Source organism: Bradyrhizobium sp. USDA 4454 (genome assembly GCF_054822705.1).
On record NZ_JBTRCN010000001.1, the window covers coordinates 7,755,564 to 7,777,979 of the forward strand.

Consider the following 22,416-nt stretch of genomic DNA (forward strand, 5'->3'; position numbering starts at 1 on the left):
TGGAAGCGCCGGAGCGTGGTGAAGGAAGCGTAAACCGGCGCGAGACTGCACAATGAATGCGCCGACGCGCATCAATGTTTGCCAGCATGGGACAGGGTTATCGCGAGGTAAAGGCGCGACTGCGCCCACACCATCGAATGGCTAGAGCATTTTCGGTTCTGATTGAATCAGAACCGAAGCTCCAGCTTTTTGTTTTGACGCGTTTTCTTCACGCGAACCGGTGTCCACTTCGCTCGAAAACGCTCTAGTTGGTGATCTCGATCCGGGTGCCGCTGCGGCCGTTGCGCCCGACCAGGCCATAGAGCTGTGCCGCGTGCGAGGGATGCAGGCGCACGCAGCCATGCGAGGCCGGGCCGCCGAGCCGCGTGAGCTCATAGGTGCCGTGGATGGCAAAGCCGCCATGGAAGAAGATCGCGTACGGCATCGGCGAGTTGTAGTACTTCTTCGAGTACCAGCGCCGCGCCAGCATCTGCGGACGGAACACGCCGTTCGGCGTGCCGTAGCCGCGGCGTCCGGTCGACACCGGCCAGTTGTAGCGCGTCGCGCCGTCGACGCTGACCGCCATGCGCTGGGACGATTTATCGATATGAACGACGACGTCGGCGCGCGCCGGAGAGTGGGCCAATATCGACGCCGCAATCGCGGCGGCAAATGCCGGCCGTACGCAACATACGCTCGTCATCATAACGCCTGCCTGAAATTTATTGCGCGCATGATGTCGCCTGCAACGCATGCTTGTAAAGTGGCGCGGCTCACATGCGGACCGGGAAGCCGCGGGTAATCTTAATCCGCCCTGTGGGCGATCAAGCAATTGCGATGAGCGCACGGTTCGTCGCGCACGAATCCATGTTAGCCTTGCCCGGACAGAGTGATCCGAATGACACCCCGCCTGCGTCTGATCCCGCTCCTGATCTCCGCCCTCGTCGCCTGCACGATCTCCGCGCGGGCGCAGGACAAGGGTTCGCTCAATCCGCAGTCCTTGCCGCCGCTCGCTAACCCTAACGATCCAAAGATCGGGGCGAAGGAACTGTTCGCGCGCAAGGTGCTGCCGGCGGCGATGCCGACCCAATCGATCGGTGGCTATGCGAAAGGCTGTCTCGCCGGTGCCGTGCAGATGCCGCTCAACGGCGACACCTGGCAGGTGATGCGCCTGTCGCGCAACCGCTACTGGGGTCACCCCGACATGATCGCGCTGTTGAAGCGGCTGGCAGCCAGCGCGCACAGGGACGCCGGCTGGCCCGGCATCCTGGTCGGCGATATCGGCCAGCCGCGCGGCGGCCCGGCGCTGTCAGGTCATGCCAGTCACCAGATCGGGCTCGACGCCGACATCTGGCTGACGCCGATGCCGGATCGCAAACTGCCGCGCGAGGACCGCGAGGAGATGTCGGCGGTGATGATGGTGCGCGACGACCGGCTCGATGTCGATCCGCGCGTCTTCACGCCGGGTCATATGCTGGTTATCCGCGACGCTGCGCGGGAGCCGGCGGTGCAGCGCATCTTCGTCAACCCGGCGATCAAAAAGGCGCTGTGCCGCGAGGCCAAGGGCGACCGCAGCTGGCTGTCGAAGATCCGACCGTGGTGGGGCCACGACTACCACTTCCACATCCGCATGCGATGTCCGCCCGGCAGCCCAGCCTGCGAGGCACAGAAACCGCAAGCGGAAGGCGAAGGCTGCAAGCCGTCCGATCTCGCGTTCTGGTTCAAGGATACGGTGCTGCATCCGAAGCCGCCGCCGAAGCCGCCGAAACCGCGCCCGCCGATGACGCTGGCGCAGATGCCGGCGGCCTGCAAGACGGTGCTCAACGCACCCGACGCCAAGCAATAACATCTTCGTCAGGCGGCTATGCCGGCCGGCGCGAACTGCGTTATAATCTGACGTCGGCGCGCCGTAAGCGCGCGCGAGCGATGGATCGGGGCCACCGATCACTTTCATCCGTCACAATTGTATTGGACCAGACATGCGCACATCGCTCCTCGCCGCATCGCTGCTGCTCGTCTCAGTTCCCGCTTTCGCGGCGGAGGAGCCGAGCGGCTGTGACAAGTTCAAATGGTCGATCGACCGCGCCCGCGCCGCGCTCACCGCGCCCGATCGCGCCAAGCTCGCCTCGGGCAGCGAGCAGACCGCATGGCCGTCGACCGCCATCACGCTGGCGCTGGTAACCCCGAGCGATGCCAAATTGCCCTTGCCGCCGGAGCGCGCGCCGAAGGACGGCACCTTCGCCGGCTTCACCGGCTTCAAGGCTGCGCCGAAGGCCGGGCTCTATACCGTCAGCCTCTCGGCTGGCGCCTGGGTCGACCTGGTGCAGGACGGGCATTTCCTGAAGCCGAAGGCATTCAGCGGCGCGACCGATTGCGACGGTATCCGCAAGACCATGAAGTACGACCTCGCCGCCAGCCCTGTCGTGCTGCAGGTCAGCGGCGCAAAGGAGAATTCGCTGTCGATCGCGATCCAGCCGTCGGACGAATAGGACGATCCGTTAGACAAAGAGTGGCTTTACCGTAAGCCCCAGCCTGCTATGTTTGCAGTGCGATATCCCCGAGGACCGTAAGTCCGTCGGGGATCCACGGAACAGCGCTTCCGTCCATCGCGCCCAGACCTCATTGAACGCCTGATTTGCGCGCGCTCGCTCGCGCGCGATCTCGCACGGAGCGCTTCCATGCCACGACTCGCCGGCCTTCTCACCGCCTTCGTCATCCTGCTCGGCGCGATCCATTCGCCTGCGCGAGCCGAGGACAAGACGCTCACCGTCTTTGCCGCCGCCTCGATGAAGAACGCGCTCGACGAGATCGATGCGGCCTACACCGCCAAGACCGGCGTCAAGATCAGCGCCAGCTATGCGGCGAGCTCAGCACTGGCAAAACAGATCGCGCAGGGCGCACCGGCCGACGTGTTCGTCTCCGCCGACACCGACTGGATGGACTATGCGATCAAGCAGAAGACCATCAATGAGCCGACGCGGGTCAATCTGCTCGGCAACTCGATCGTGCTGATCGCGCCGAAGGATTCCAAGATCGACAATGTCAACATCGGACCGGGCTTCGCTCTCGCCCAGCTCGCCGGCGACGGCAAGATCGCAACCGGCGACGTCAAGGCGGTGCCGGTCGGCAAATACGCCAAGGCGGCGCTCGAGAAGCTCGGCGCCTGGCAGGACGCGGAGCCGAAATTCGCAATGGCCGAGAGCGTCCGCGCGGCGCTGACGCTGGTGGCGCGCGGCGAGGCCGTGTTCGGCATCGTCTATTCGACCGATGCCAAGGTCGAGACCGGCGTCAAGGTCGTCGGCACCTTCCCGGCCGATAGCCATCCCGCCATCATCTATCCGGTCGCGGCGACCACGACCGCCAAGCCCGAGACCACCGAGTATCTCGCCTTCCTGCGCTCGTCCGCGGCGAAGACGATCCTTGAGAAGTACGGCTTCAAGTTCCTGGTCAGCCCGACCACCTGATGTTCGAGATCTCGCCGACCGAATGGACGGCGATCCTGCTGTCGCTGCGGGTCGCCGTCATCGCAACGCTGGTGGCGACCCCGTTCGGGATCGCGCTCGCCTGGCTGCTGGCGCGGCGCGATTTCTGGGGCAAATCGCTGCTCGATGCCGCCGTGCATCTGCCGCTGGTGCTGCCGCCGGTCGTCACCGGCTATCTGCTGCTTTTGACCTTCGGCAAGCGCGGCCTGGTCGGCGGCTGGCTCGCCGATCATCTCGGCATCGTGTTCGCATTCCGCTGGACCGGTGCGGCGCTCGCCTGCGGCGTGATGTCGTTCCCGCTGCTGGTGCGCCCGATCCGGCTCTCGATCGAAGCGGTCGACCGCCGCCTCGAGCAGGCGGCCGAGACGCTCGGCGCGGCGCCCTGGCGGGTATTCGCGACGGTGACGCTGCCGCTGGCGCTGCCGGGCGTGCTGGCCGGCATGGTGCTCGGCTTTGCCAAGGCGATCGGCGAGTTCGGCGCCACCATCACCTTCGTCTCCAACATTCCCGGCGAGACCCAGACCATCTCGTCGGCGATCTATTCGCTGATCCAGACACCGGACGGCGACACTGCCGCCGCGCGGCTCGTGATCATCTCGATCGTGCTCGCGGTCGGCGCACTGATCGCCGCCGAAGTGTTTGCGCGCCGCGCCACCGCGCGGCTGCATGGGCAATAGCGATGCTGCGCGTCGACATCAAAAAGCAGCTCGGCGAGTTCTCGCTCGCGGCGTCGTTCACCAGCGAGGGCCGCGTCACCGGCCTGTTCGGCGCGTCCGGCTCCGGCAAGACCTCGCTGATCAACACCATCGCCGGGCTGCTGCGTCCCGATCGCGGCACCATCGTGATCGATGGCGAGACCGTCGACGATACCGCCGCCGGCATCCACATCCCGACCTGGCGCCGCCGCATCGGCTACGTGTTCCAGGATGCGCGGCTGTTTCCGCATCTCGATGTCCGGCAGAACCTCGACTATGGCCGCCGCATGAACGGCCTCACCGAGGACCCCGCGCAACACAAGCGCGTCGTCGATCTGCTCGACATCGGCGCCCTGCTCGACCGCCGTCCCGGAAAGCTCTCCGGCGGCGAGCGGCAGCGCGTCGCGCTTGGCCGCGCTTTGCTGTCCAAGCCGCGGCTGCTGCTGCTGGACGAGCCGCTGGGCGCGCTCGACGAAAGCCGCAAGCTCGAGATCCTGCCCTACCTGATCCGGCTGCGCGACGAGGCCGGCGTGCCGATGGTCTATGTCAGCCACGACGCCGCCGAGTTGCGCCAGCTCGCCACCCAGATCGTGATGCTGCGCCACGGCCAGGTGACCGCATTCGGCGGTGTCAAGGTGCTGACGTCGGGTGCCTAAAGCGTGGCGGAAGTTCACCTGTCACCTCTCCCTGGGGAGAGGTGGACCAAAACCCGCGGTCAAACCGATCCAACCTAACTTCATCCTGCTCCAGCTGGCCGTTTTTCCGAAAGTCGGCATAAGATAGCCCATCTTGTCTGCTAGGCCCGCGTCGGGACTTCCCGATCGGGCCATGGGGAAAGGTGCATCGTGCGACTGACTGGCTGGGTATTGCTGCTGATCGGCGGACTGTTGTGCGCCACGATTTCGTGGGCTGCACTCGGCTTCCTGCTGATGGGCATTGGCCTGATCTCGCTCCAGGTTGCCGAGCGGCGGCGGCGCGAAGCCGATGACCCCGTGCTGGCCGGCGCTGGCGGATTTAACCCTCCCCGCCTCAGCGCCGGGCTGCAGCCGCCGACCCTCGCCCCCGTCACCGGTCAGGATACCGGACCGCAGCGCCAGCCGCGCCGAGTGGCCTGGCCCGACCATCAGGGGGACGCCCCCTACGACCGGCAGACCTGGCGCCGGCTGGTCGAGAGCGACCCAGATCTGGCCCAGCTCGCCAAGGTGCTGGCCGATTACGGCCCGCAATATGTCGACGAGCTGGCCGCCAGCTATCTCGACGCCCCCGACAAGAGCCGCCTCGGGGCGATCGTCGACGGCATCATCGCACGCGCCCGCGACGGCCAGACCGCCGCTCCGCCCGCGCCGGTCGAAGGATCGCGGCCAGCGCCGCTGCCGCCGCGACCGGAGCCAAAGCCGCCGGCCGCCCCTGCCGCCAAGCCGGCGACGCCGCCGAGCAATCCCGCCGATGCGTCGGAAGCGTCCCTGTTCCGCGCGGTCGAGGAGGCTTCTGCCAGGGTTGCCGCCGAACGTGCCGGTCTCTTCAAGTCGGCCAAGGAATCCAACAAGGAGCCCGGCAAGGTTACCGACAGCCGTCCGGCGATGGCGGGCCAGCGCGAACCGCTGTTCGGGCGCGCAGCCCGGGACGTGAAGCCGGATGCGCCATTGCCGCCGGTGTCCGCTGTGCCATCGCCGATACCGACTGCACCGCCGCCAATGCCGGCTGAAACGCCCACTGACCTCGAAGCATCGCTGATCGCGGCCGTCAGCGAGGCCGCAGCCCGGCGGGCGGACGCATCCAGGCCTCCGCCGGCGCCGGAGCCAATGCCGCCGGCGAAGCGCGAGCCCGAGGTGCCGACCCCGCCGCGGGCCGCGGCTACGGTACCACCGCCGCCGGCGCCACCTCCGCCCGCCAACACGGCGCCTGCCGAGACAACACCTGCCAATACGGCGCCTGCCAAGACAGTGGCCGACAATCTCGACGAGACGCTGCTCGCGGCGCTGGCCGAGATCTCCGGCCAGAAGAAGCTCAAGGACGAGCCGGCTGCGAAGGACCCCGGCGCGCCGGCCAACGACGGCCTGTCCGACATGATCAGGAAGTTCGCCCCGGATTCGAACTTCCTCCGCAAGCAGTGAGGCCGCGGCTCAGACCCCTGCCACCGACGCCCAGATATCGGCGAGCTTGCGCCGCACGATCTGCATCCGCGTTTGCGGCGCGACCTTCTCCTCTTCCTCGGGCAGGCGCAGGCCGACGACATTGACGCGGGCCGCCGCTGATGCTGCGCGCCACCAGCACGATCTCATCGAGCGCAAGCTCGGCGCCTTCCTTCGGCGCGCGGTCGAGATTGATGTCGAAATAATCCGCCAGCGTCAGCTTGGCCTGCTGCTCGTCGACCTTGACGCCGTAGATCTCGGCGAGCTCGCCCAGCGTATGCTCGGCCGACACCATGAAGTCGCCGAGCAGATGCGGATCGGGCGCGCTCGATGGCGCCATGTCGACGAAGAAGCGATCGAGCGCCTCGGCGCGCTCCGGCGGCGCCAGCAGATAGATGTAGTCGCCGGCCGCGACCGGATCGGCCTCGGTCGGCGTCAGGATCCGCTCGTCGCGGATCACCAGCGTCGGCTTCGACCAGGACGGGATCAGGCCGCGGCGGAAATACAGGCTCTTCGGCCGTACCGGATAGCCGACCAGCTGTTGCTCGAGCTGGCCGGGCAGATCCAATTCGACACGCCGCGGGCCGCGCTCGGTGCGCGGCAGCGCGACATGCAGCTTCCGCGCTGCCGGCGCCAGCGTCCAGCCCTGCAACAGCAGCGAGATGATGACGACGACGAAGGCAACGTCGAAATAGAGATAGGCCTTCGACAGGCCGACCAGCATCGGGATCGAGGCGAGGAAGATCGCGACCGCGCCGCGCAAGCCGGTCCAGGCGATGAAGACCTTCTCCCGCCAGTTGAACTTGAACGGCGCGAGGCAAATCAGCACCGCCAGCGGCCGCGCCACCAGCATCAGCGCGAACGCCACCAGCACCGCGCCGCCGGCGCTGGAGAGCAGCCGATGCGGCGAGACCAGGAGGCCGAGCAGCACGAACATCACGATCTGCGCCAGCCAGGTCGCGGCGTCGAGGAACGTCACCACCGAATTATGCGCGCGGGTCGGCCGGTTGCCGATGATGATACCGGCGAGATAGACCGCGAGGAATCCCGAGGCGTGCACGATCTGCGAGCCGCCGAAGATGACGAGCGCTGCCGTGGTGACGAACGGCGCATGCAGGCCCTGCGGCAGCGCCACGTAATTCAGCGCGATCACCACCAGCCGGCCGCCGATCACCCCGATGATGGCGCCGAGCACCGCCTCTTGGATAAACTCCAGTGCGATATGCGAGGCCGAGCTCTGGCCGATCGAGATGAACTCGACCAGCATCAAGGTGAGGAAGATCGCGAACGGATCGTTGGTGCCGGATTCCGCCTCCAGCGTGGCGCCGACGCGCGGGCGCAGCCGCAGGCCCTGGGTGTGCACCAGCAGGAACACCGCCGCGGCATCGGTCGAGGCCACCACGGCGCCGACCAGGAGCGACTCGGTCCAGTTGAGGTCGAGCACGTAGCGGGCGACCGGCGCCGTGATCAGCGCGGTCAGCAGCACGCCGGCGGTGGCCAGCATCATCGAGGGCGCCAGCACGGTGCGGATGCTCGCAAATCGCGTCTTCAATCCGCCGTCGAACAGGATCAGCGCCAGCGCCACCGAGCCGACCAGATAGGTTGTGCGGACGTCGTCGAACTGGAGCCGGCCGGGCCCAGAATCGCCCGCCAGCATGCCGACCAGCAAGAACACCAGCAGCAGGGGGGCACCGAACCGCAACGCCAGCAGGCTCGACAGGATGCCGGCCATCACCAGCACCGCGCCGAGCAGGATCGCTATACTGACGGAGTCGAGGGATGCCATGCGCCTTCAAAGGTCTCAAATACTTGCAATTGCATCCTTATCGTCGCCACACTGGGACGCCAACCGATTTCTGCCATGAGCGGCAATGTGCCCGGTCCCGTGCGCCACAGTGTTGTGTCTCTGACGCGTGATCACTCGGCGTCATCCGGGGCTCGCGAAGCGAGAACCCGGAATCTCGATCCACAAATTCTGGATTCCGGGTTCGCGACTTCGTCGCGCCCCGGAATGACGGAATGGGCTGTCAGAGACACAGCCCTAGGTCGCCCCGACACTGTGGTGTATCGATGGTCGCGTGCGCGCCAATGTGGGATTCTGCGCGCAGCCTCGAATCACATTTGCCTGACCCGCGCTTCAAGTTGAGACTTTGCCGATGGACATGAGCTGGAAGGACGTCCTGGAATCGATCCAATTGGCGGCGCGCTCGGTCGGCGCCGAGGTCGCTTCGCCCTGGTTCTATCTGCAATTCGGCATCATCCTCGCCGCCGCGGGCCTCGCCTACGCCGCCGATACCGCGATCCATGCGCGGGTCAACATGGCATCGCTGGCGATGCGCTGGCCGCTGCCGCTCCGGCATTTCGTCCGCGTGGTGGTCGAGAGCGCCTCCACCGCGGTTTTCGCGGTGCTGATGGTGATCTCGCGCATCGTGATGTGGCACGCCACCTGGCCGAGCCGCAGCTATCTGATCGCGGTCTCCGCCAAGCTGGCGCTGGCCTGGCTGGTGATCCGGCTTGTCACCTCGGTGATCGACAACGCCTTCATCGTGAAGACAGTGTCGATCTCGGCCTGGGTGGTCGCAGCCCTCAGCATCATCGGCCAGCTCGACTGGGCGGCCGACACGCTGGATGCGTATGCGGTCGTCGTCGGCGGCCTCCGCCTGTCCCCGCTGCTGGCAATCAAGGCTGGCGCGCTCCTGATCGTGGCGCTGTGGCTGACCAACCTCGCCGGCAACTTCGCCGAGAGCCGCATCAACCGCGCCACCGACCTGACACCGTCGATCCAGGTGCTGCTGGTCAAGATCATCCGCATCGGGCTGATGGTGCTGGCGATCGTGATCGCGCTCGGCGCGGTCGGCATCAACCTGTCCGCGCTTGCAGTGTTCACCGGTGCGGCCGGCGTCGGCATCGGTCTCGGTCTGCAGAAGATCGTCGCCAACTTCATCAGCGGCCTGATTCTGCTGGTCGACAAATCGGTGAAGCCCGGCGACCTGGTCACGATCGGGGACAATTCGGGCCGCATCAGCGCGATGAAGACCCGCTACATCTCGGTCGCCGCCGGCGACGGCCGCGAGTTCCTGATCCCGAACGAGGATCTGGTGACGCAGAAGGTCACCAACTGGACCTATACCGACAAGAACACGCTGGTGAAGATCGCCTTCGCCACCGATTACGATGCCAATCCGCGGCAGGTCTGCAAGCTCGGGATCGAAACCGCAGCGGCCCATCCGCGCGCCACCAAGGGCCGGACGCCGAACTGCATCCTGACCGAGTTCGCGGAGGCGGGGATGAAGTTCTCCTTGACCTTCTGGATCGCCGATCCCGACGGCATGGACAACGTGAAGAGCGACGTCATGCTGGCGCTGTGGGACGCCTTCAAGCAGGACGGCATCAAGGTCCCCTATCCGGTGCGGGAACTCCGCATCCGCGGCGGCGCGCTGCCGGTCGAGAGCGTGGTGGAGGTCTCCAGCTAGCGGTTGGCACCATCTTTTCGGACCGCCGGAGGCCGTCGTTTCCGGATTTCGCCTGGAAATCAAGCCGTTTGGACATTACCCCCATGGCCCAAGCCTGGCTTGCGCCGGGCGCGCCGATCATTAAATTAGAGCCTGAAATCAGCCCCTTGCCCGCAGAAACATCCCGCCCATGAGCTATATCGACGCCACCGACACCTCGCTTCGCAAGACCGGCCAGATCAAGCTGCACGGGCCGAGCGGCTTTGCCGGCATGCGCAAGGCGGGTGCCCTGGTGTCGAAGTGCCTCGATGCGCTGACCGACATCGTCAAGCCGGGTGTCCCGACCTCCGTCATCGACGAGTTCGTCCGCAGGTTCGCCTTCGACCACGGCGCCTATCCGGCGACGCTGATGTATCGCGGCTATCGCTACTCGACCTGCACCTCGATCAATCACGTGGTCTGCCACGGCATGCCGGGCGACCGCCCGCTGAAGGAAGGTGACATCGTCAATGTCGACGTCACCTTCATCGTCGACGGCTGGTACGGCGACTCGAGCCGGATGTATGCGATCGGCGCCATCGCGCGGAAGGCCGAGCGGCTGATCGAGGTGACCTATGAGGCGATGATGCGCGGCATTGCGGCAGTGAAGCCCGGCGCCACCACCGGCGATATCGGCCACGCCATCCAGAGCTTCGTCGAGCCGCAGGGCATGAGCGTGGTGCGCGACTTCTGCGGCCACGGCCTCGGCCGCCTGTTCCACGACGAGCCGAACATCATCCATATCGGCCGCCCGGGCGAAGGCGCGCCGCTGAAGCCGGGCATGTTCTTCACCATCGAGCCGATGATCAATCTCGGCAAGCCGCATGTGAAGATCCTGTCCGACGGCTGGACCGCGGTGACCCGCGACCGCTCGCTGTCGGCGCAGTTCGAGCACTCGGTCGGCGTCACCGCCGATGGCGTCGAGATCTTCACGCTGTCCGAGCGCCACGGCGAGAAGCCGTGGGTGCAGGTGTGATCGGGTTCATAATCGGGTCGCCGCCCGAGGCGGCAGCGACCCGCACGCCCTATTTGGTTTCCGTCGCAAGATAAGCGAGCGCACAGAGCGGCAGCACGCCGCCGATGGCGGCCGCCAGCCACCATCCGCCCGACGCATAGGCCCAGCCACCGACGCCCGAGCCGAGCGCGCCGGCGAGGAAGAACGTCGCCATATAGAGCCCGTTGAGCCGGCTGCGCGATTCGGCGCCGAGCACGAACAATGCGCGAAAGCCGAGCACGACATTGGCCTGCACGCCGAAATCGATCGCGATCGCCGCGACGACGAACAGGGCCAGCGACAGGGACGACCCCGGTTCAACGATCATGGTGAGCGCGAAGCCGATACTCGCCAGCAGCAGCGCCGCTGCCGTGGCCGGATGCGTCCAGCCGCGATCCGCGACGCGGCCGGCAAGCGGCGCCGAGACGACACCGGCCGCGCCGACCAGCGCAAACAGCGCGATGCCCGACTGTGTGAATCGGAAAGCAGGTCCGGCAAGCACCAGCGGCACGGTGGTCCAGAACAGGCTGAACGCCCCGAACAGGCTGGCCTGGTAGAGCGCGCGGCGCTTGAGCACGGGCGTCGTGCGGGCGAGGTGAACCATGGAGCGCAGCAGCGCACCATAGCTCAGGCGCGCTTGCGGCATCCGCGTCGGCAACGTCCAGCGCAGCAGGATCGCAAGCGACACCATCAGCGCGGCCGAGATCCAGTAGACCATGTGCCAGGACGACACCGAAGCGATGAAGCTCGACACCGGGCGCGCCAGCATCACGCCGATCATCAAGCCGCTGGTGACATTGCCGACCACCTGCCCGCGGATACGCGCGGGCGCCAGATGGCCGGCATAGGGAATCAGGATCTGCACGGCGACCGACGAAAAGCCGACCGACAGCGCGGCGGCGAGGAACGGCAGCGGATGCCTCGACAGCGCAGCCGCAGCCAGCGCGACCGCGGCAAGCGCAATCACGGTCGAGACCAGCCGGCGATTCTCGATGAGATCGCCGAGCGGAACGATCAACAAAAGACCCGCGCCGTAGCCGAGCTGGGTCATGGTCACGAGCAGGCCGGCATGTTCCGGCGACAGGCCGAGGTCCGCGGCGATCGGCCCGGCAAGCGGCTGGGCGTAGTAGATGTTGGCGACCACCAGCCCGCAGGACAGCGCCAGCAGGAAAGTCAGCCAGGTCGAAACCGAATCCGGCTCCGGGCCGGCCTCGGAGGTGATTATCGTCATAGGGACTCCATTTCGGGAATGTTCATTTCCTAAATAGCCACGAAACTGGCCGGCCATTCATGCCAGCAGCTTCATTGCGATATCGACGGCGGCGGCGGTATCCGCCGGAGCACGCCCGGACTTTCCGACCACGCGCAGGCCCTGCGTGAGGCAGACCATCATCCGTGCCGTATCCTCCGGATCGATCCGGCTCGAGATCGATCCGTCCGCCTGCCCCTGCCGGATCAGATCGGCCAAGAACGCCTCGTTGCGCGCCAGCGTCGCGCCGACCCGGGCGGCCACCTCGCGGTCGGCGATCGCAAGCTCCACCGCACTGCCGACCATCATGCAGCCGCGCCGGCCTTCGATGCCCTTGGCCGAATCGACATAGAAGCCGAGCACCGCGCGCAGCCGCTCGCGCGCCGACCCTTGCGTCCGGGCAATCGAGGCAACCTGATCGTTGCGCAGCCGCATGTAGCGGTCGAGCGCCGCCAGGAAGACCGCGCGCTTGTCCTTGAACGCCTTGTAGATGCTGCCGGACGCAAGCCCCATCGCCGCGGTCAGGTCCTCGATCGAGGTGGCGTTGTAGCCCTGTTCGCGAAACACCCTGATGGCCTTGTCGAGCGCCTGGTCCACGTCGAATTCCCGCGGCCGGCCGCGCGGGCGGGCCAACTGCTGCAATCGCTGGACCATGGTCGTCATTGCCTCTTTTAGGGAGGGATCGTTCCCTAAATCAATTCACGTCTTTGTGCGGTGCGCAAAAATCAATAGTCGCTCCGCGTCCGCGCAACGATCTCCTCCGGCGTGTGGTTCTCGCCGACCGACATCGCGCAGATCCGCGACAGATGCAGATAGGACAGCCCGGTCTCCTCGGCCCAGGCATTGAATTGCGCCTGCACCTTGGCGAGATCGCGCTTCGACTTGACCTCCTCGGCGATATCGAGGCCGGCATCGCGGAGGCAGGCGACGACGTCGCGCGAGGTGACAAAACCGTCCCAGCCGAGGAAGCGCAGCAGCATCTGCCCGGTGTTGCCGCCGAGCCGGCTGCCGCGCTTCGTCAGCAGATCCAGCAATCCGACCTCATCCGACGACGGCCAGGCGCTAAGGAATTTTCCGAAGCTGCCGTGCTCGCGGGCGATCTCCTGCACGAAGCGGGCGTTGTCGCGCACCGACATGATCTTGGCGCCGTTGCGCACGATCCTGGCGTCGCTGGTCAGCTTCTCCCAGAATTCGTCGGGCTTGAACGCGAGCTTGGCGGGCTGAAAGCCCAAGAACGCTGCCTCGAAGCCCGGCCATTTGGCGTCGATCACGCTCCAGGCAAAACCCGCGCAGAACACGCGTCTGGTCATCTCGGCCAGCACGCGGTCGTCGCCGAGCTTGGCCAGCGCCTTGGCGCCGGCCGGCGGCCGCAGCAGCTTCTCCAATGCCTTCGGCCCGCCCTTGCGCTTCTCGGCGCGTGCGCGGATCACCTTGAACGATGTCACCCCGCCCTCCCCCTAGTTTTGACGCGTTTTCTTTACGCGAACCGGTATCCACTTCGCTCGAAAACACTCTTTTCGATCCCGAACGTTGCGGCCGACGGTAATTCGCCCGTCGCATTGTGGCAAACCGGGAAGTTGCGTCGCCCCTTGCAAATCGCGGCAGGCACGGCATGGTTGTGCCCGATGCCCGCCAAACCCGATGCCAACCAGGACGAAGTCGACGAGACGCCGCATTATCACGGCCATCGCGAACGGCTGCGCGAGCGCTTCTATGCCGCCGGGCCGGACGCGCTGACCGACTATGAGCTCTTGGAGATGGCGCTGTTCGCCGCCATCCCCCGCCGCGACACCAAGCCGTTGGCCAAGGCTCTCTTGAAGAAGTTCGGCTCGTTCGCCGAGGTGGTGCATGCGCCGGTGGCGCGGCTGCGCGAGGTCGACGGCGTCAAGGATGCCTCGATCAACCAGATCAAGCTGCTCGCCGCCGCCGCCGGGCGCATCGCCAAGGGCGAGATCAGGCGCAACATCGCACTGTCATCGTGGAACGACGTCATTGATTATTGCCGCACCGGCATGGCGTTCGCCGACAAGGAGCAGTTCCGCCTGCTGTTCCTCGACAAGCGCAACCAGCTGATCGCCGACGAGGTGCAGCAGACCGGCACCGTCGATCACACGCCTGTTTATCCGCGCGAGGTGATCAAGCGCGCGCTTGAATTGTCCGCCACCGCGCTGATCCTGGTGCACAACCACCCCACTACCCCTATTCGATCACGCTAGATCACGCTTGATCCCTCTGAAACACCTATAAAATTAGTTCTTTCCTCGCATTGCGTGGTGAGGGTGTTCATGGCAAATTGGGAGCGGTTAGAGGGATAGAAAACGGTTTTCCGATCCCAGTAAACGATCCCCGTTTCTCCCCGACCGATCCCAGTTGCGGAACAGTAGAGACGCCATGCCAAGCCTGACCGACACCGCGATCCGACATGCGATGAAACGCGTCGAACTCAGCCGGAAACAAGAAAACCTCGCAGATGGTGAAGGTCGCGGCACCGGCCGTCTCGTCCTTGTCCTCAAACCGATGCCCAAGCGGGTGACCGCTGAGTGGATGGCGCAGCAATGGCGCGACGGTAAACGCGCTAAAAAGAAGCTCGGCGCCTATCCGTCAACGTCCTTGGCCCAGGCGCGCGAGGTCTTCAAGCGTGACTACGCCGATGTGATCCAGAAGGGCCGGAGCATCAAGATCGCAACAGACACCCGCCCCGGCACCGTCGCTGATCTGTTCGAAGGCTACGTCGGGTCGCTGAAGGCCGCCGGGAAGCCGTCCTGGAAGGAGACGGAGAAGGGCCTCAACAAGATCGCCGATACGCTCGGACGCAACCGGCTCGCGCGCGAGATCGAATCTGAGGAGATCGTCGAGCTTATCCGGCCGATTTACGAGCGTGGCGCCCGCTCGATGGCCGATCACGTGCGATGTTACATCCACGCGGCTTATAGTTGGGGGATGAAATCGGACAACGATTATCGGAATACATCCCCGCGCCGCTTCCGTATCCCATTCAATCCGGCCTCGGAAATTCCGACCGAACCTAAGGTTCAGGGCACGCGCTGGCTCAACGAAGAAGAGTTCGTGCAACTCTATCGCTGGCTGGAATGCCCCGATACGCCGGTTCATCCCTCCTATCCTCGCGCCGTGCAGCTGATCATGCTGACTGGTCAACGCGTCGAAGAAATCGCGCGCCTGCATGTCGATCAATGGGATGCGCCGGAGAAGATCATCGATTGGTCGAAGACCAAAAACCTTCAGCCGCACGCTGTTCCAGTGCCGTCGACCGCCGCCGAATTGATTGAGTCGATCAAGCCAAATAAGTACGGCTGGTTCTTTCCCTCAGCGAAGGACCCATCCAAGCCCGTAAGCCACGGTACGCTCTATAGCTTCGTTTGGCGTCAGCGGGACCGCGGCGTGATCCCCTACGCAACAAATCGGGACCTTCGACGAACCTTCAAGACGCTGGCCGGCAAGGCGGGCGTGTCCAAAGAAATTCGAGATCGTCTGCAAAATCATGCGCTCCAGGACGTCAGTTCCAAGAACTATGATCGCTGGCATTACATGCCCGAGAAGCGCGCGGGAATGGCAAAGTGGGACAAGTTCGTGCGCGCCATGCTGGCGAAGAAGCGCTTGAAGGTGGCCGCGTGAGCAAGCGACCTTCCAAATCCCTCTCGGCCCGAAAAGCGGCCAAGCCAACGACCGAAATTGACGCCCAAAGCTATTCGGCGTTCGTCAGCGACGTTAAACGGAAGATCGCGGAGGCGCGGCATCGTGCCGCTCTTTCGGTGAACCGTGAGCTGATCCTGCTTTATTGGAACATCGGACGCGATATCCTCGCGCGACAGGACCGGGCGGGATGGGGCGCCAAGGTCATCGATCGTCTAGCCGACGACCTGGGCCGAGCCTTCCCTGAGATGACCGGGCTCTCGGCCCGAAACCTGAAGTATATGCGCGCCTTCGCGGAGGCGTGGCCGGATGGCGGATTTGTGCAACAGGTTGTTGCACTTTTGCCTTAGGGCCATAACGTCCGCCTGCTGGATGCAGTCAAGGCGCCCGAGGAGCGCGCTTGGTACGCCCACCAAGCGATTGAACACGGATGGAGCCGCAACGTCCTCATCCATCAGATCGATAGCAACCTGTTCGCGCGCCAGGGCAGCGCGCTCACAAATTTCTCGCGGACTCTGCCAGCCGAGCAATCGGAGCTCGTCCAGCAGATCCTGAAAGACTCCTACACTTTCGACTTTCTATCGCTCGGCCCCGAGATGCTCGAGCGTGACCTCGAACGTGGGCTGATCGAGCACCTCCGGTCGCTCATCCTCGAACTTGGTAAGGGCTTTGCCTTCGTCGGCAGCCAGTATCATCTCGAGGTCGCCGGCCAGGACTACTATCTTGATCTACTCTTTTATCACCTTCGATTGCGCTGCTTCGTGGTAATCGAACTGAAGATCGACGACTTCAAGCCCGAATTCGCAGGGAAGATGAACTTTTACCTCTCGGCAGTTGACGATCAACTCCGGCACCGCGACGATCAGGCGACGATCGGCATCATCCTCTGTAAGGGCCGTAACGAGGTGATCGTCGAATATGCTCTACGCGACGCGAGCAAGCCGATGGGTGTAGCGCAATATCAGCTCTCACCTGCACTGCCGCCCCAGCTTCAGCAAGACCTGCCGACTGTGGAGGAGTTCGCTCGTGAATTTCCGCTCATGTCTCTCGTCAAAATGCGCATGGAGATCGAGAGAGCCCTGCACGACTTTATGGACGACCACGGCTTTGCTCCGACTCGACCGACTGGCCTCAGCAACATGCTGCGCGAACTGCATCGTCGCAGCCTCGCCTCCGCCAGCACCGCGCAGCTTCTGGACTCACTGAGAGTCATGAACGAGGCCGCGCACGGTATGGACGTCGACCCGGCGACCGCGAAGCAAGCCGTCGATGTCGGCACAATTTTTCTAAACGAACTTCAAAACCTGCGTGGAAATGGCCCCGTTAAGGGGGAAACATCATGATCGAGGACGTGTTTTTTCGCCGTTACCCTCACCAGATCTAATGGGGCGATCTGCCGGGCCGCTGAGATTCACCAACTTTTCGTTCAGATTGCACACATCATCTTGCGACCTTGTTGAGCCTTTGTAGCTCAACAATGACTTCTTCAAGCGCGCACGACGCGCTCGCACGCGAAACAGACGCGAGTGTCTCTACGACGCGCCGTCCTGGGACGCAGCTTGAATTCCTGACCGAGGTGTATGAACTATGGAAGGATTGTCATGGGACCACAGACACCTCTCTGAAAGTGCGTCTCAGCTTAGTCGAGCTGCTCTTCCGTTCGGCGGAAGAGCGTGCTCGCGAACTCAGCCGAGCTGCCCCAGAGGCAATCACCAAGGTCGCACGCGCTGAACAGTCGATTCCGGCAGGCCCGGATGGGGATGCACTATCACGACGGGATCCTACTTTTGCGCGAGACGAGCTGACCAAGACGCGCATCGCGGATGCCCTGCTAGGCGTTAATGCGAGATGCAAATGGGCAGACGTCGATCGCGAACTGAAGGAAGCAATCGAGCACGCCGACGTGCAGCACCATGATGAAGCCTTTCATGCGGCGAAGGCGCTCGAGAGCACAATCAAGATCATATCCGACGACAAGGGCTGGTCGACGGGCCGCGAGCGTGGCGCCCAATTACATTGACAATCTTGTTAGCCATCAGAACGGACGGCCTTGTCCCATGGGAGGGAGACACGTTGAAGGCCTACTTCATTCACGTTCGGAACCCGCATGGCCATGGGTCGGGGAGTTACCCCCGCCTCGACTTCTCATCAAACCGATCGGGTCATTGAGACGACGATGCCGCGGATCAAGAACCTATCCGCCGCACCTTTAAATCGTTGCAGTAGCAACATCGGTGTGATCAGCGATGACCGTACAACTGCGTTGGCGGCATCGCCGTTTCCAGTGATGACCGAGCGCTACGGGAAGAGCCGCGGCCTCGCGAAATGAGCTGAATTCCTGGCGGCCGCAGCGTTAGACGCGGCATAAGCGGACCGCTTGATAATTGGGGCGCTGGCCTCGGCTGTCTTGACCGACGGAATCGGTTCTTGAGAGAATAGCCTTCGCGCAGCCTCGCGCGGAACGCCCATTGGCAACCTTAGCTTGGCTCCGTTTGATAGCCGCGGAGCCGTCTGCAGTTGCTCGTCAGGTTGCCCCGGACGATGCGGAACCCTCGCCCACGCAGAATCATATTTGCGATTTTGCAAGTCTTCGAGACTTTATTCTGGCGCAAACTTCTGCGTCGCCTAGGCTAGATGACCTATCATTCCTGTCAGGAGCGACAGCTTGCGCAATGGCCTATGTTTGGGCCTCTGGCTTGCGCAGCCCGCTTTATTGATCGCCTCGCTTGCATCCTGTTCAGTTAGGTGAACCATGGCCTCTCCGAAACGAAGACCTAGCCCTCGTAACCAGGCGATTCTGGAACGCCGCCAGAATGGTGAAAGCTTAAGCTCGATTGGAAGGTCTTTCGGCATTTCCGCGGCGCGCGTAAAGCAGATTTTCGAACGTGAGGATGCCTGCGTGAAGCGCGCAGCGGAACTGCAAGAAGCATCGATGTTGCCACGGCAACCCAACCCGTTGCAGTTAAGGTCAGAGCTCAGGAAAAGGCTTGCCGAGTTGTGTGGCAAGCGAGACTTTACGCCCTACGACGTCATGGCAGCCCTCGATTGCAATCCGGCACTTTTCTTTCTCAGGCTTCCACTTAGCCGGCAGGATTGGAGAGACCTCAGCGCATGGACGGCGGCAGGAGGCCTTTCGCTGGACCGGCCCCGGACGAAGGCAGTCATAGTCTCCGGCCCTTCCTGATGATCATTCTTCAGGGATCAAGCTGGTAATCAAGTCGATCGCCTACTACTTGTTGTCCTTGTGGATGGAGGGAGTGAAAATGGAAGGCAAAAGTTACCATCGATGTGTTCGACTTCTTGACCCGCGATCCGAACGCAGAGGTCAAGCGCGTTCATCCTGAGCAATGCCGATCATTCTGACGAGGGAAGAGGACGCGAATGGGCGCGGATATGACGCGGGTTACTCTTGGGAAGATCCGGGTGCGGGAGAGCCGCCCGCTCGGATATGTTAGGGCAAAGCCAAATGGCCGAGCTATTCGACCACGACCACTACTGGATCAAGCAGGTTTGTTGTTCCCCCCGCGGGAGCTCGTGGTTGAAGCCGATTTGACAGACACGCCTCGCGCACCCGGGTGCTCGCGACGAAAGGAGGAACTCCGTGAAATTGACCGCCAAGCCACCTCTCTCTTGCGCTGATCCTGTCTCGCCTCGATGATCTATTGCCCAGGGTTCTCGACGGCAACTGGCGGTGACGAAGCCAGGATAGAAGAAAGGCACCGGATCGCTTCAAAATGACAGCTTGCACGCAGATTTGCAATGCTGGACGAGCTCACGTCAGCCGTGAAGGCCGGGAACTGGCCTGCTGCGCTCTCCGTCATCGAGCTGGCTCTTCGTGCAACGCCTGACGATGTCACCTTACGGACGCGAGAGGCGGATCTCTTGCTTCACAAAATGCATGACGTCCAGGGACCGCCGGTGATGCGTCAGCTGGTCCGCGAAGCGATCGACAGAAACTCGGAAGTCTGGATGGCCTTCGCCATGGGCGAACTATTCGATCCATCGAAGGATAACTCCGATTTTCCATCGGCCGAGCGCCTCGCTATCGGGAAAGACCTGGCGGAACGTATCCTCAAGCTCAACCCTCCCGGCTGTAGCGGCATGAAAACATGCTCGTATGAGGCGGTCGCTCAATATTATTATGCAATCGACAACAAGGAGCGCGCTGTCGAATTGGTGGAGCTGTCGCTCGGGTCGCTCGGCACCTCGGATCTGATCGCAGAGGACTGGAAGGAGCGTGCAGCGTCGCAATTGGTTCAAACGCTGGCCAACTACAAGGGTGAGATGGTATGCCATAGCCGATTCTGCGCAACTCCAGAACAAGCGGTTACGAAGGGTGACCGGCGGGGCAGCAGTACGGATGGAGTGCCATGACACAGGACCATGATCACGCGATGGTCTTCCGTCGGCTTTCGGGGTGCCAAATTTCAAATTGAGTCATTCTGCGGTTGCCGGGTCAGCGGCCTTAGCGCGCGCTGCCTCGTCCCGACCTCGTCCGCGGAGCGCGCATCCAAGTATCGAATTTCCAGGCGGCCGTCAGCATAACTCTGCGCAGCAGTAATGGTACCAGTCCGGCATCGGGGCCGCCGACGCACAGGAGGATCTGACGCAGCGCTACTCCGGACTGATGGGTCACTATGGCATGGCCAACGCGCAACAATGCGGGCATCGCGCATGAGAATACGACTCGATCGAAAGCGCGCACGGCCATCTCAAGCGGGCACTGGAAGAAGCGCTATTGCTGCGGGGACGCGCGACTTCGCCAGTCTCGATGCGTACCGGGCTTTTGTCGACGAGATTGTCGGCCGATGCAACGCCACCTCGCCAAGTCGATCGCGCTCGAGACGGAGGCGTTGGCGCCGCTGCCAAAAGGCCGCACGAGAAAGTGATCTCGGTGACGTCGTCAGGTGCTTCATCCTGCGGCGCGAGTTCTACACCGTGCCTTCAAGATTGATCGGCCATCGCCTGCGTGTGCGCATCTTCGACGACCGGCTCGAATGCTCCCTTGGCGCCACACCGGCCTTGACGCTGCGGCGCGGTCGGCCTGCGTCCGAGAGATCGGGCGGTCATGTCGTGGATTACCGACGTCATCCATGCCCTGCGGCGCAAGCCGATGGCGCTCCTAAATCTCGTTTATCGCGACCAACTCTTCCCGCGCGCAGCTTACAAACGTCTGTTCGAGACCTTGCGGGAGCATGGTGATGACCGGCGCGCCTGCAAGTGACGGTCGAGCTTCTGGCGCTGGCTCGCGAGCGCGCATGCGAAGCAGAACTCGCCGAGGCGATCGCGATGGATCTGGACGCCGGACAAGTTACCCGATCTTGCCTCGCTGCGCGACCGCTTCCGGCCCGAGGCGGCATTGCGAACCGCGCGACCTACCGATACAAAAAAAGCGCGCGGGGATCGGGAGGATCCATCCGCGCTAAGTTGGATCGTCAAGCTTGGCTGTCTGGGGTTGCGTGAGGATAAAACAACCGAGCCGTAAGCCTCTCAGCAATTCGCATGCCACACGGTCGCTGTGCAGGAGTCGATACAAACAGCGAGCAATCAAGGTACAGCGGCTAAGGCCAACGCGCCCCGAAAGCATGCGGACGGCTGCTGGATCGCCCGCACACCGTGGCGCCGCTAACAAGATTTGGCCCTCACGAGGGTCATTCGATAGGTGACCAAGCCATACCAGGCTCAGCAGCCCACGTGCCAGATCACTCGAGAAAGACGAGGGGGAGAAGCGGCGCGCTATCAGAGCACGCCAGCTAACCGCTTGTGGGATTTCGGACATGCATGTCGTCAATCCGACGCGGTTGAACGGGATCGGACATGCCGCTAATGACGCCGATGTCGCGCATTAATCGGATCAATCTCGTCTTTGTGCATAACGATCAGCTCTCCGAGCTCTAAGCCCACAGTTTGCAACATCCCGGCCTCGAACGGGCAGTTGAGCATTGCGAGCAGCCGAAGTGACTAGGAAGAAGCGGCTCTGTGTTGTAGTGGAGCCGGCGGTCCCTTGGACGACTTCGTCGCGTGGAGGAATGGCGTAGGTCACGGCTCCAACGGCTACTAGGGCAAAGCCCTTGGGCTCGTGAGCAAGCGACACGTGCGGGTCTCTACCTTGAAGTCAGCACTCGCCGCATTGCTGCCGAGCGTGGCCTCATCGAGCTATGAATGCGCCCAGACTACGCATCCGTTGCAGCATACTGGATGACCAGTTCTTTTGGCAAGCATCGGGGCTCGCAGGCTTCAGTGTCAAATCGACTCAGCTTTCGCCGCGCGATGAGCCGGGCCGCCATCATCGAGCCTACGGCGGCGATGGGGGCCACGATCACGATCATCACGAGCGTCGCTATGTATCGGGCGACGAAGCTTGCCACTCCGTGCCAGTATGAAATAGGAATGCGCGCGGCGTTGCGACGATAGCGAGCGTGGTCCATGGCACCAGCACCGCCAATACCCCAAGCGCAATAGGGCGTGGACCACCTTAATGACAGTCCAACCCATCCTGCTAATTTATGCTCTGCCAGCCATAATGGGGTGTCCAACCATGTCCATCAGGATAGTTCTCAATAACACGCTCACCCGGCAAGGCGGCCTTCACCGGATCGTATGCCTCCCCTCCAATCGGTGGTATAGAGACCGTACCATCCGGCCGAAGTAAGCGGATGTGACGCCGGATATCCCTTAGCGTTTATTCTCCGCCCCTTGTCGATCGGAGTTCTGTTTCGTCTATGATACCGGTGGCTGCGATG

18 protein-coding genes and 3 pseudogenes are annotated in these 22,416 nt (G+C 63.4%); 15 read left to right on the forward strand and 6 right to left on the reverse strand.

Features of this window, described 5'->3' with window-relative positions:
- Nucleotides 1-244 precede the first annotated feature (244 nt).
- Entirely contained in the window at nucleotides 245-625 is a 381-nt protein-coding gene (locus ACVIW0_RS36100; RefSeq protein ID WP_461356680.1) for a L,D-transpeptidase, read from the reverse strand.
- Between the two features lie 252 nt (nucleotides 626-877).
- Here ACVIW0_RS36100 and mepA point away from each other — a divergent pair, with 252 nt between their 5' ends.
- The 6 genes from mepA (at nucleotide 878) to ACVIW0_RS36130 (ending at nucleotide 6,270) form a co-directional block, all read left to right on the forward strand.
- Entirely contained in the window at nucleotides 878-1,825 is a 948-nt protein-coding gene (gene mepA, locus ACVIW0_RS36105) for a penicillin-insensitive murein endopeptidase (RefSeq protein ID WP_461356681.1), read from the forward strand.
- Between the two features lie 133 nt (nucleotides 1,826-1,958).
- Entirely contained in the window at nucleotides 1,959-2,468 is a 510-nt protein-coding gene (locus ACVIW0_RS36110) for a hypothetical protein (protein ID WP_461356682.1), read from the forward strand.
- A gap of 189 nt (nucleotides 2,469-2,657) precedes the next feature.
- Nucleotides 2,658-3,443: a molybdate ABC transporter substrate-binding protein gene (gene modA, locus ACVIW0_RS36115; protein WP_461356683.1), complete on the forward strand. Its 786-nt coding sequence runs from the start codon at nucleotides 2,658-2,660 to the stop codon at nucleotides 3,441-3,443.
- On the forward strand, nucleotides 3,443-4,138 hold the full coding sequence (gene modB, locus ACVIW0_RS36120) for a molybdate ABC transporter permease subunit (protein ID WP_456750827.1): 696 nt from the start codon (nucleotides 3,443-3,445) through the stop codon (nucleotides 4,136-4,138). Before modA ends, modB begins: the two co-directional genes overlap by 1 nt.
- 2 nt (nucleotides 4,139-4,140) lie before the next feature.
- Nucleotides 4,141-4,812: a molybdenum ABC transporter ATP-binding protein gene (modC, locus tag ACVIW0_RS36125; RefSeq protein ID WP_461356684.1), complete on the forward strand. Its 672-nt coding sequence runs from the start codon at nucleotides 4,141-4,143 to the stop codon at nucleotides 4,810-4,812.
- 189 nt (nucleotides 4,813-5,001) lie between these two features.
- Nucleotides 5,002-6,270, forward strand: coding sequence for a hypothetical protein (locus ACVIW0_RS36130; RefSeq protein WP_461356685.1), 1,269 nt, complete (start codon nucleotides 5,002-5,004; stop codon nucleotides 6,268-6,270).
- Between the two features lie 9 nt (nucleotides 6,271-6,279).
- Here the strand turns inward: ACVIW0_RS36130 and ACVIW0_RS36135 are convergent.
- Nucleotides 6,280-8,074, reverse strand: a pseudogene (locus ACVIW0_RS36135) (potassium/proton antiporter).
- Nucleotides 8,075-8,444: 370 nt separating this feature from the next.
- On the opposite strand from ACVIW0_RS36135, the gene ACVIW0_RS36140 reads away from it, so the two are divergent.
- Nucleotides 8,445-9,761: a mechanosensitive ion channel family protein gene (locus ACVIW0_RS36140; protein WP_461356686.1), complete on the forward strand. Its 1,317-nt coding sequence runs from the start codon at nucleotides 8,445-8,447 to the stop codon at nucleotides 9,759-9,761.
- 169 nt (nucleotides 9,762-9,930) lie between these two features.
- A complete protein-coding gene (gene map, locus ACVIW0_RS36145; protein ID WP_461356687.1) occupies nucleotides 9,931-10,755 on the forward strand; it encodes a type I methionyl aminopeptidase in 825 nt (274 codons plus the stop codon).
- A gap of 49 nt (nucleotides 10,756-10,804) precedes the next feature.
- Here map and ACVIW0_RS36150 read toward each other — a convergent pair whose 3' ends face one another.
- The 3 genes from ACVIW0_RS36150 to ACVIW0_RS36160 form a co-directional block, all read right to left on the reverse strand.
- Nucleotides 10,805-12,004, reverse strand: coding sequence for an MFS transporter (locus ACVIW0_RS36150; protein WP_461356688.1), 1,200 nt, complete (start codon nucleotides 12,002-12,004; stop codon nucleotides 10,805-10,807).
- 57 nt (nucleotides 12,005-12,061) lie between these two features.
- A complete protein-coding gene (locus ACVIW0_RS36155) occupies nucleotides 12,062-12,685 on the reverse strand; it encodes a TetR/AcrR family transcriptional regulator (protein WP_461356689.1) in 624 nt (207 codons plus the stop codon).
- A 62-nt stretch (nucleotides 12,686-12,747) separates the two neighbouring features.
- Nucleotides 12,748-13,467, reverse strand: a complete 720-nt coding sequence (locus ACVIW0_RS36160) for a DNA-3-methyladenine glycosylase I (RefSeq protein WP_461356690.1) — start codon at nucleotides 13,465-13,467, stop codon at nucleotides 12,748-12,750.
- Nucleotides 13,468-13,647: 180 nt separating this feature from the next.
- Between ACVIW0_RS36160 and ACVIW0_RS36165 the strand changes: the two are divergent.
- The 7 genes and pseudogenes from ACVIW0_RS36165 to ACVIW0_RS36195 all read left to right on the forward strand — a co-directional run bounded on the left by ACVIW0_RS36165 (nucleotide 13,648) and on the right by ACVIW0_RS36195 (nucleotide 20,897).
- Nucleotides 13,648-14,249: pseudogene (locus tag ACVIW0_RS36165) on the forward strand (JAB domain-containing protein).
- 164 nt (nucleotides 14,250-14,413) lie between these two features.
- Nucleotides 14,414-15,655 carry a tyrosine-type recombinase/integrase gene (locus tag ACVIW0_RS36170; protein ID WP_461346289.1) on the forward strand — a complete coding sequence of 414 codons (1,242 nt, stop codon included), beginning with the start codon at nucleotides 14,414-14,416 and terminating at the stop codon, nucleotides 15,653-15,655.
- A pseudogene (locus ACVIW0_RS36175) lies at nucleotides 15,652-16,143 on the forward strand (DUF1016 N-terminal domain-containing protein); the annotation flags it as partial. The gene ACVIW0_RS36170 and the pseudogene ACVIW0_RS36175, both read left to right, overlap by 4 nt.
- A gap of 81 nt (nucleotides 16,144-16,224) precedes the next feature.
- Complete coding sequence (locus ACVIW0_RS36180; protein WP_461357525.1) at nucleotides 16,225-17,016, forward strand: PDDEXK nuclease domain-containing protein; 792 nt, start codon at nucleotides 16,225-16,227, stop codon at nucleotides 17,014-17,016.
- A 134-nt stretch (nucleotides 17,017-17,150) separates the two neighbouring features.
- Entirely contained in the window at nucleotides 17,151-17,693 is a 543-nt protein-coding gene (locus ACVIW0_RS36185) for a hypothetical protein (protein WP_461346288.1), read from the forward strand.
- A gap of 1,739 nt (nucleotides 17,694-19,432) precedes the next feature.
- Entirely contained in the window at nucleotides 19,433-20,047 is a 615-nt protein-coding gene (locus ACVIW0_RS36190; protein ID WP_461346287.1) for a hypothetical protein, read from the forward strand.
- Between the two features lie 694 nt (nucleotides 20,048-20,741).
- Complete coding sequence (locus tag ACVIW0_RS36195) at nucleotides 20,742-20,897, forward strand: hypothetical protein (RefSeq protein ID WP_461346286.1); 156 nt, start codon at nucleotides 20,742-20,744, stop codon at nucleotides 20,895-20,897.
- Nucleotides 20,898-21,846: 949 nt separating this feature from the next.
- Here ACVIW0_RS36195 and ACVIW0_RS36200 read toward each other — a convergent pair.
- A complete protein-coding gene (locus ACVIW0_RS36200) occupies nucleotides 21,847-22,101 on the reverse strand; it encodes a hypothetical protein (protein ID WP_461346285.1) in 255 nt (84 codons plus the stop codon).
- Nucleotides 22,102-22,416 lie beyond the last annotated feature (315 nt).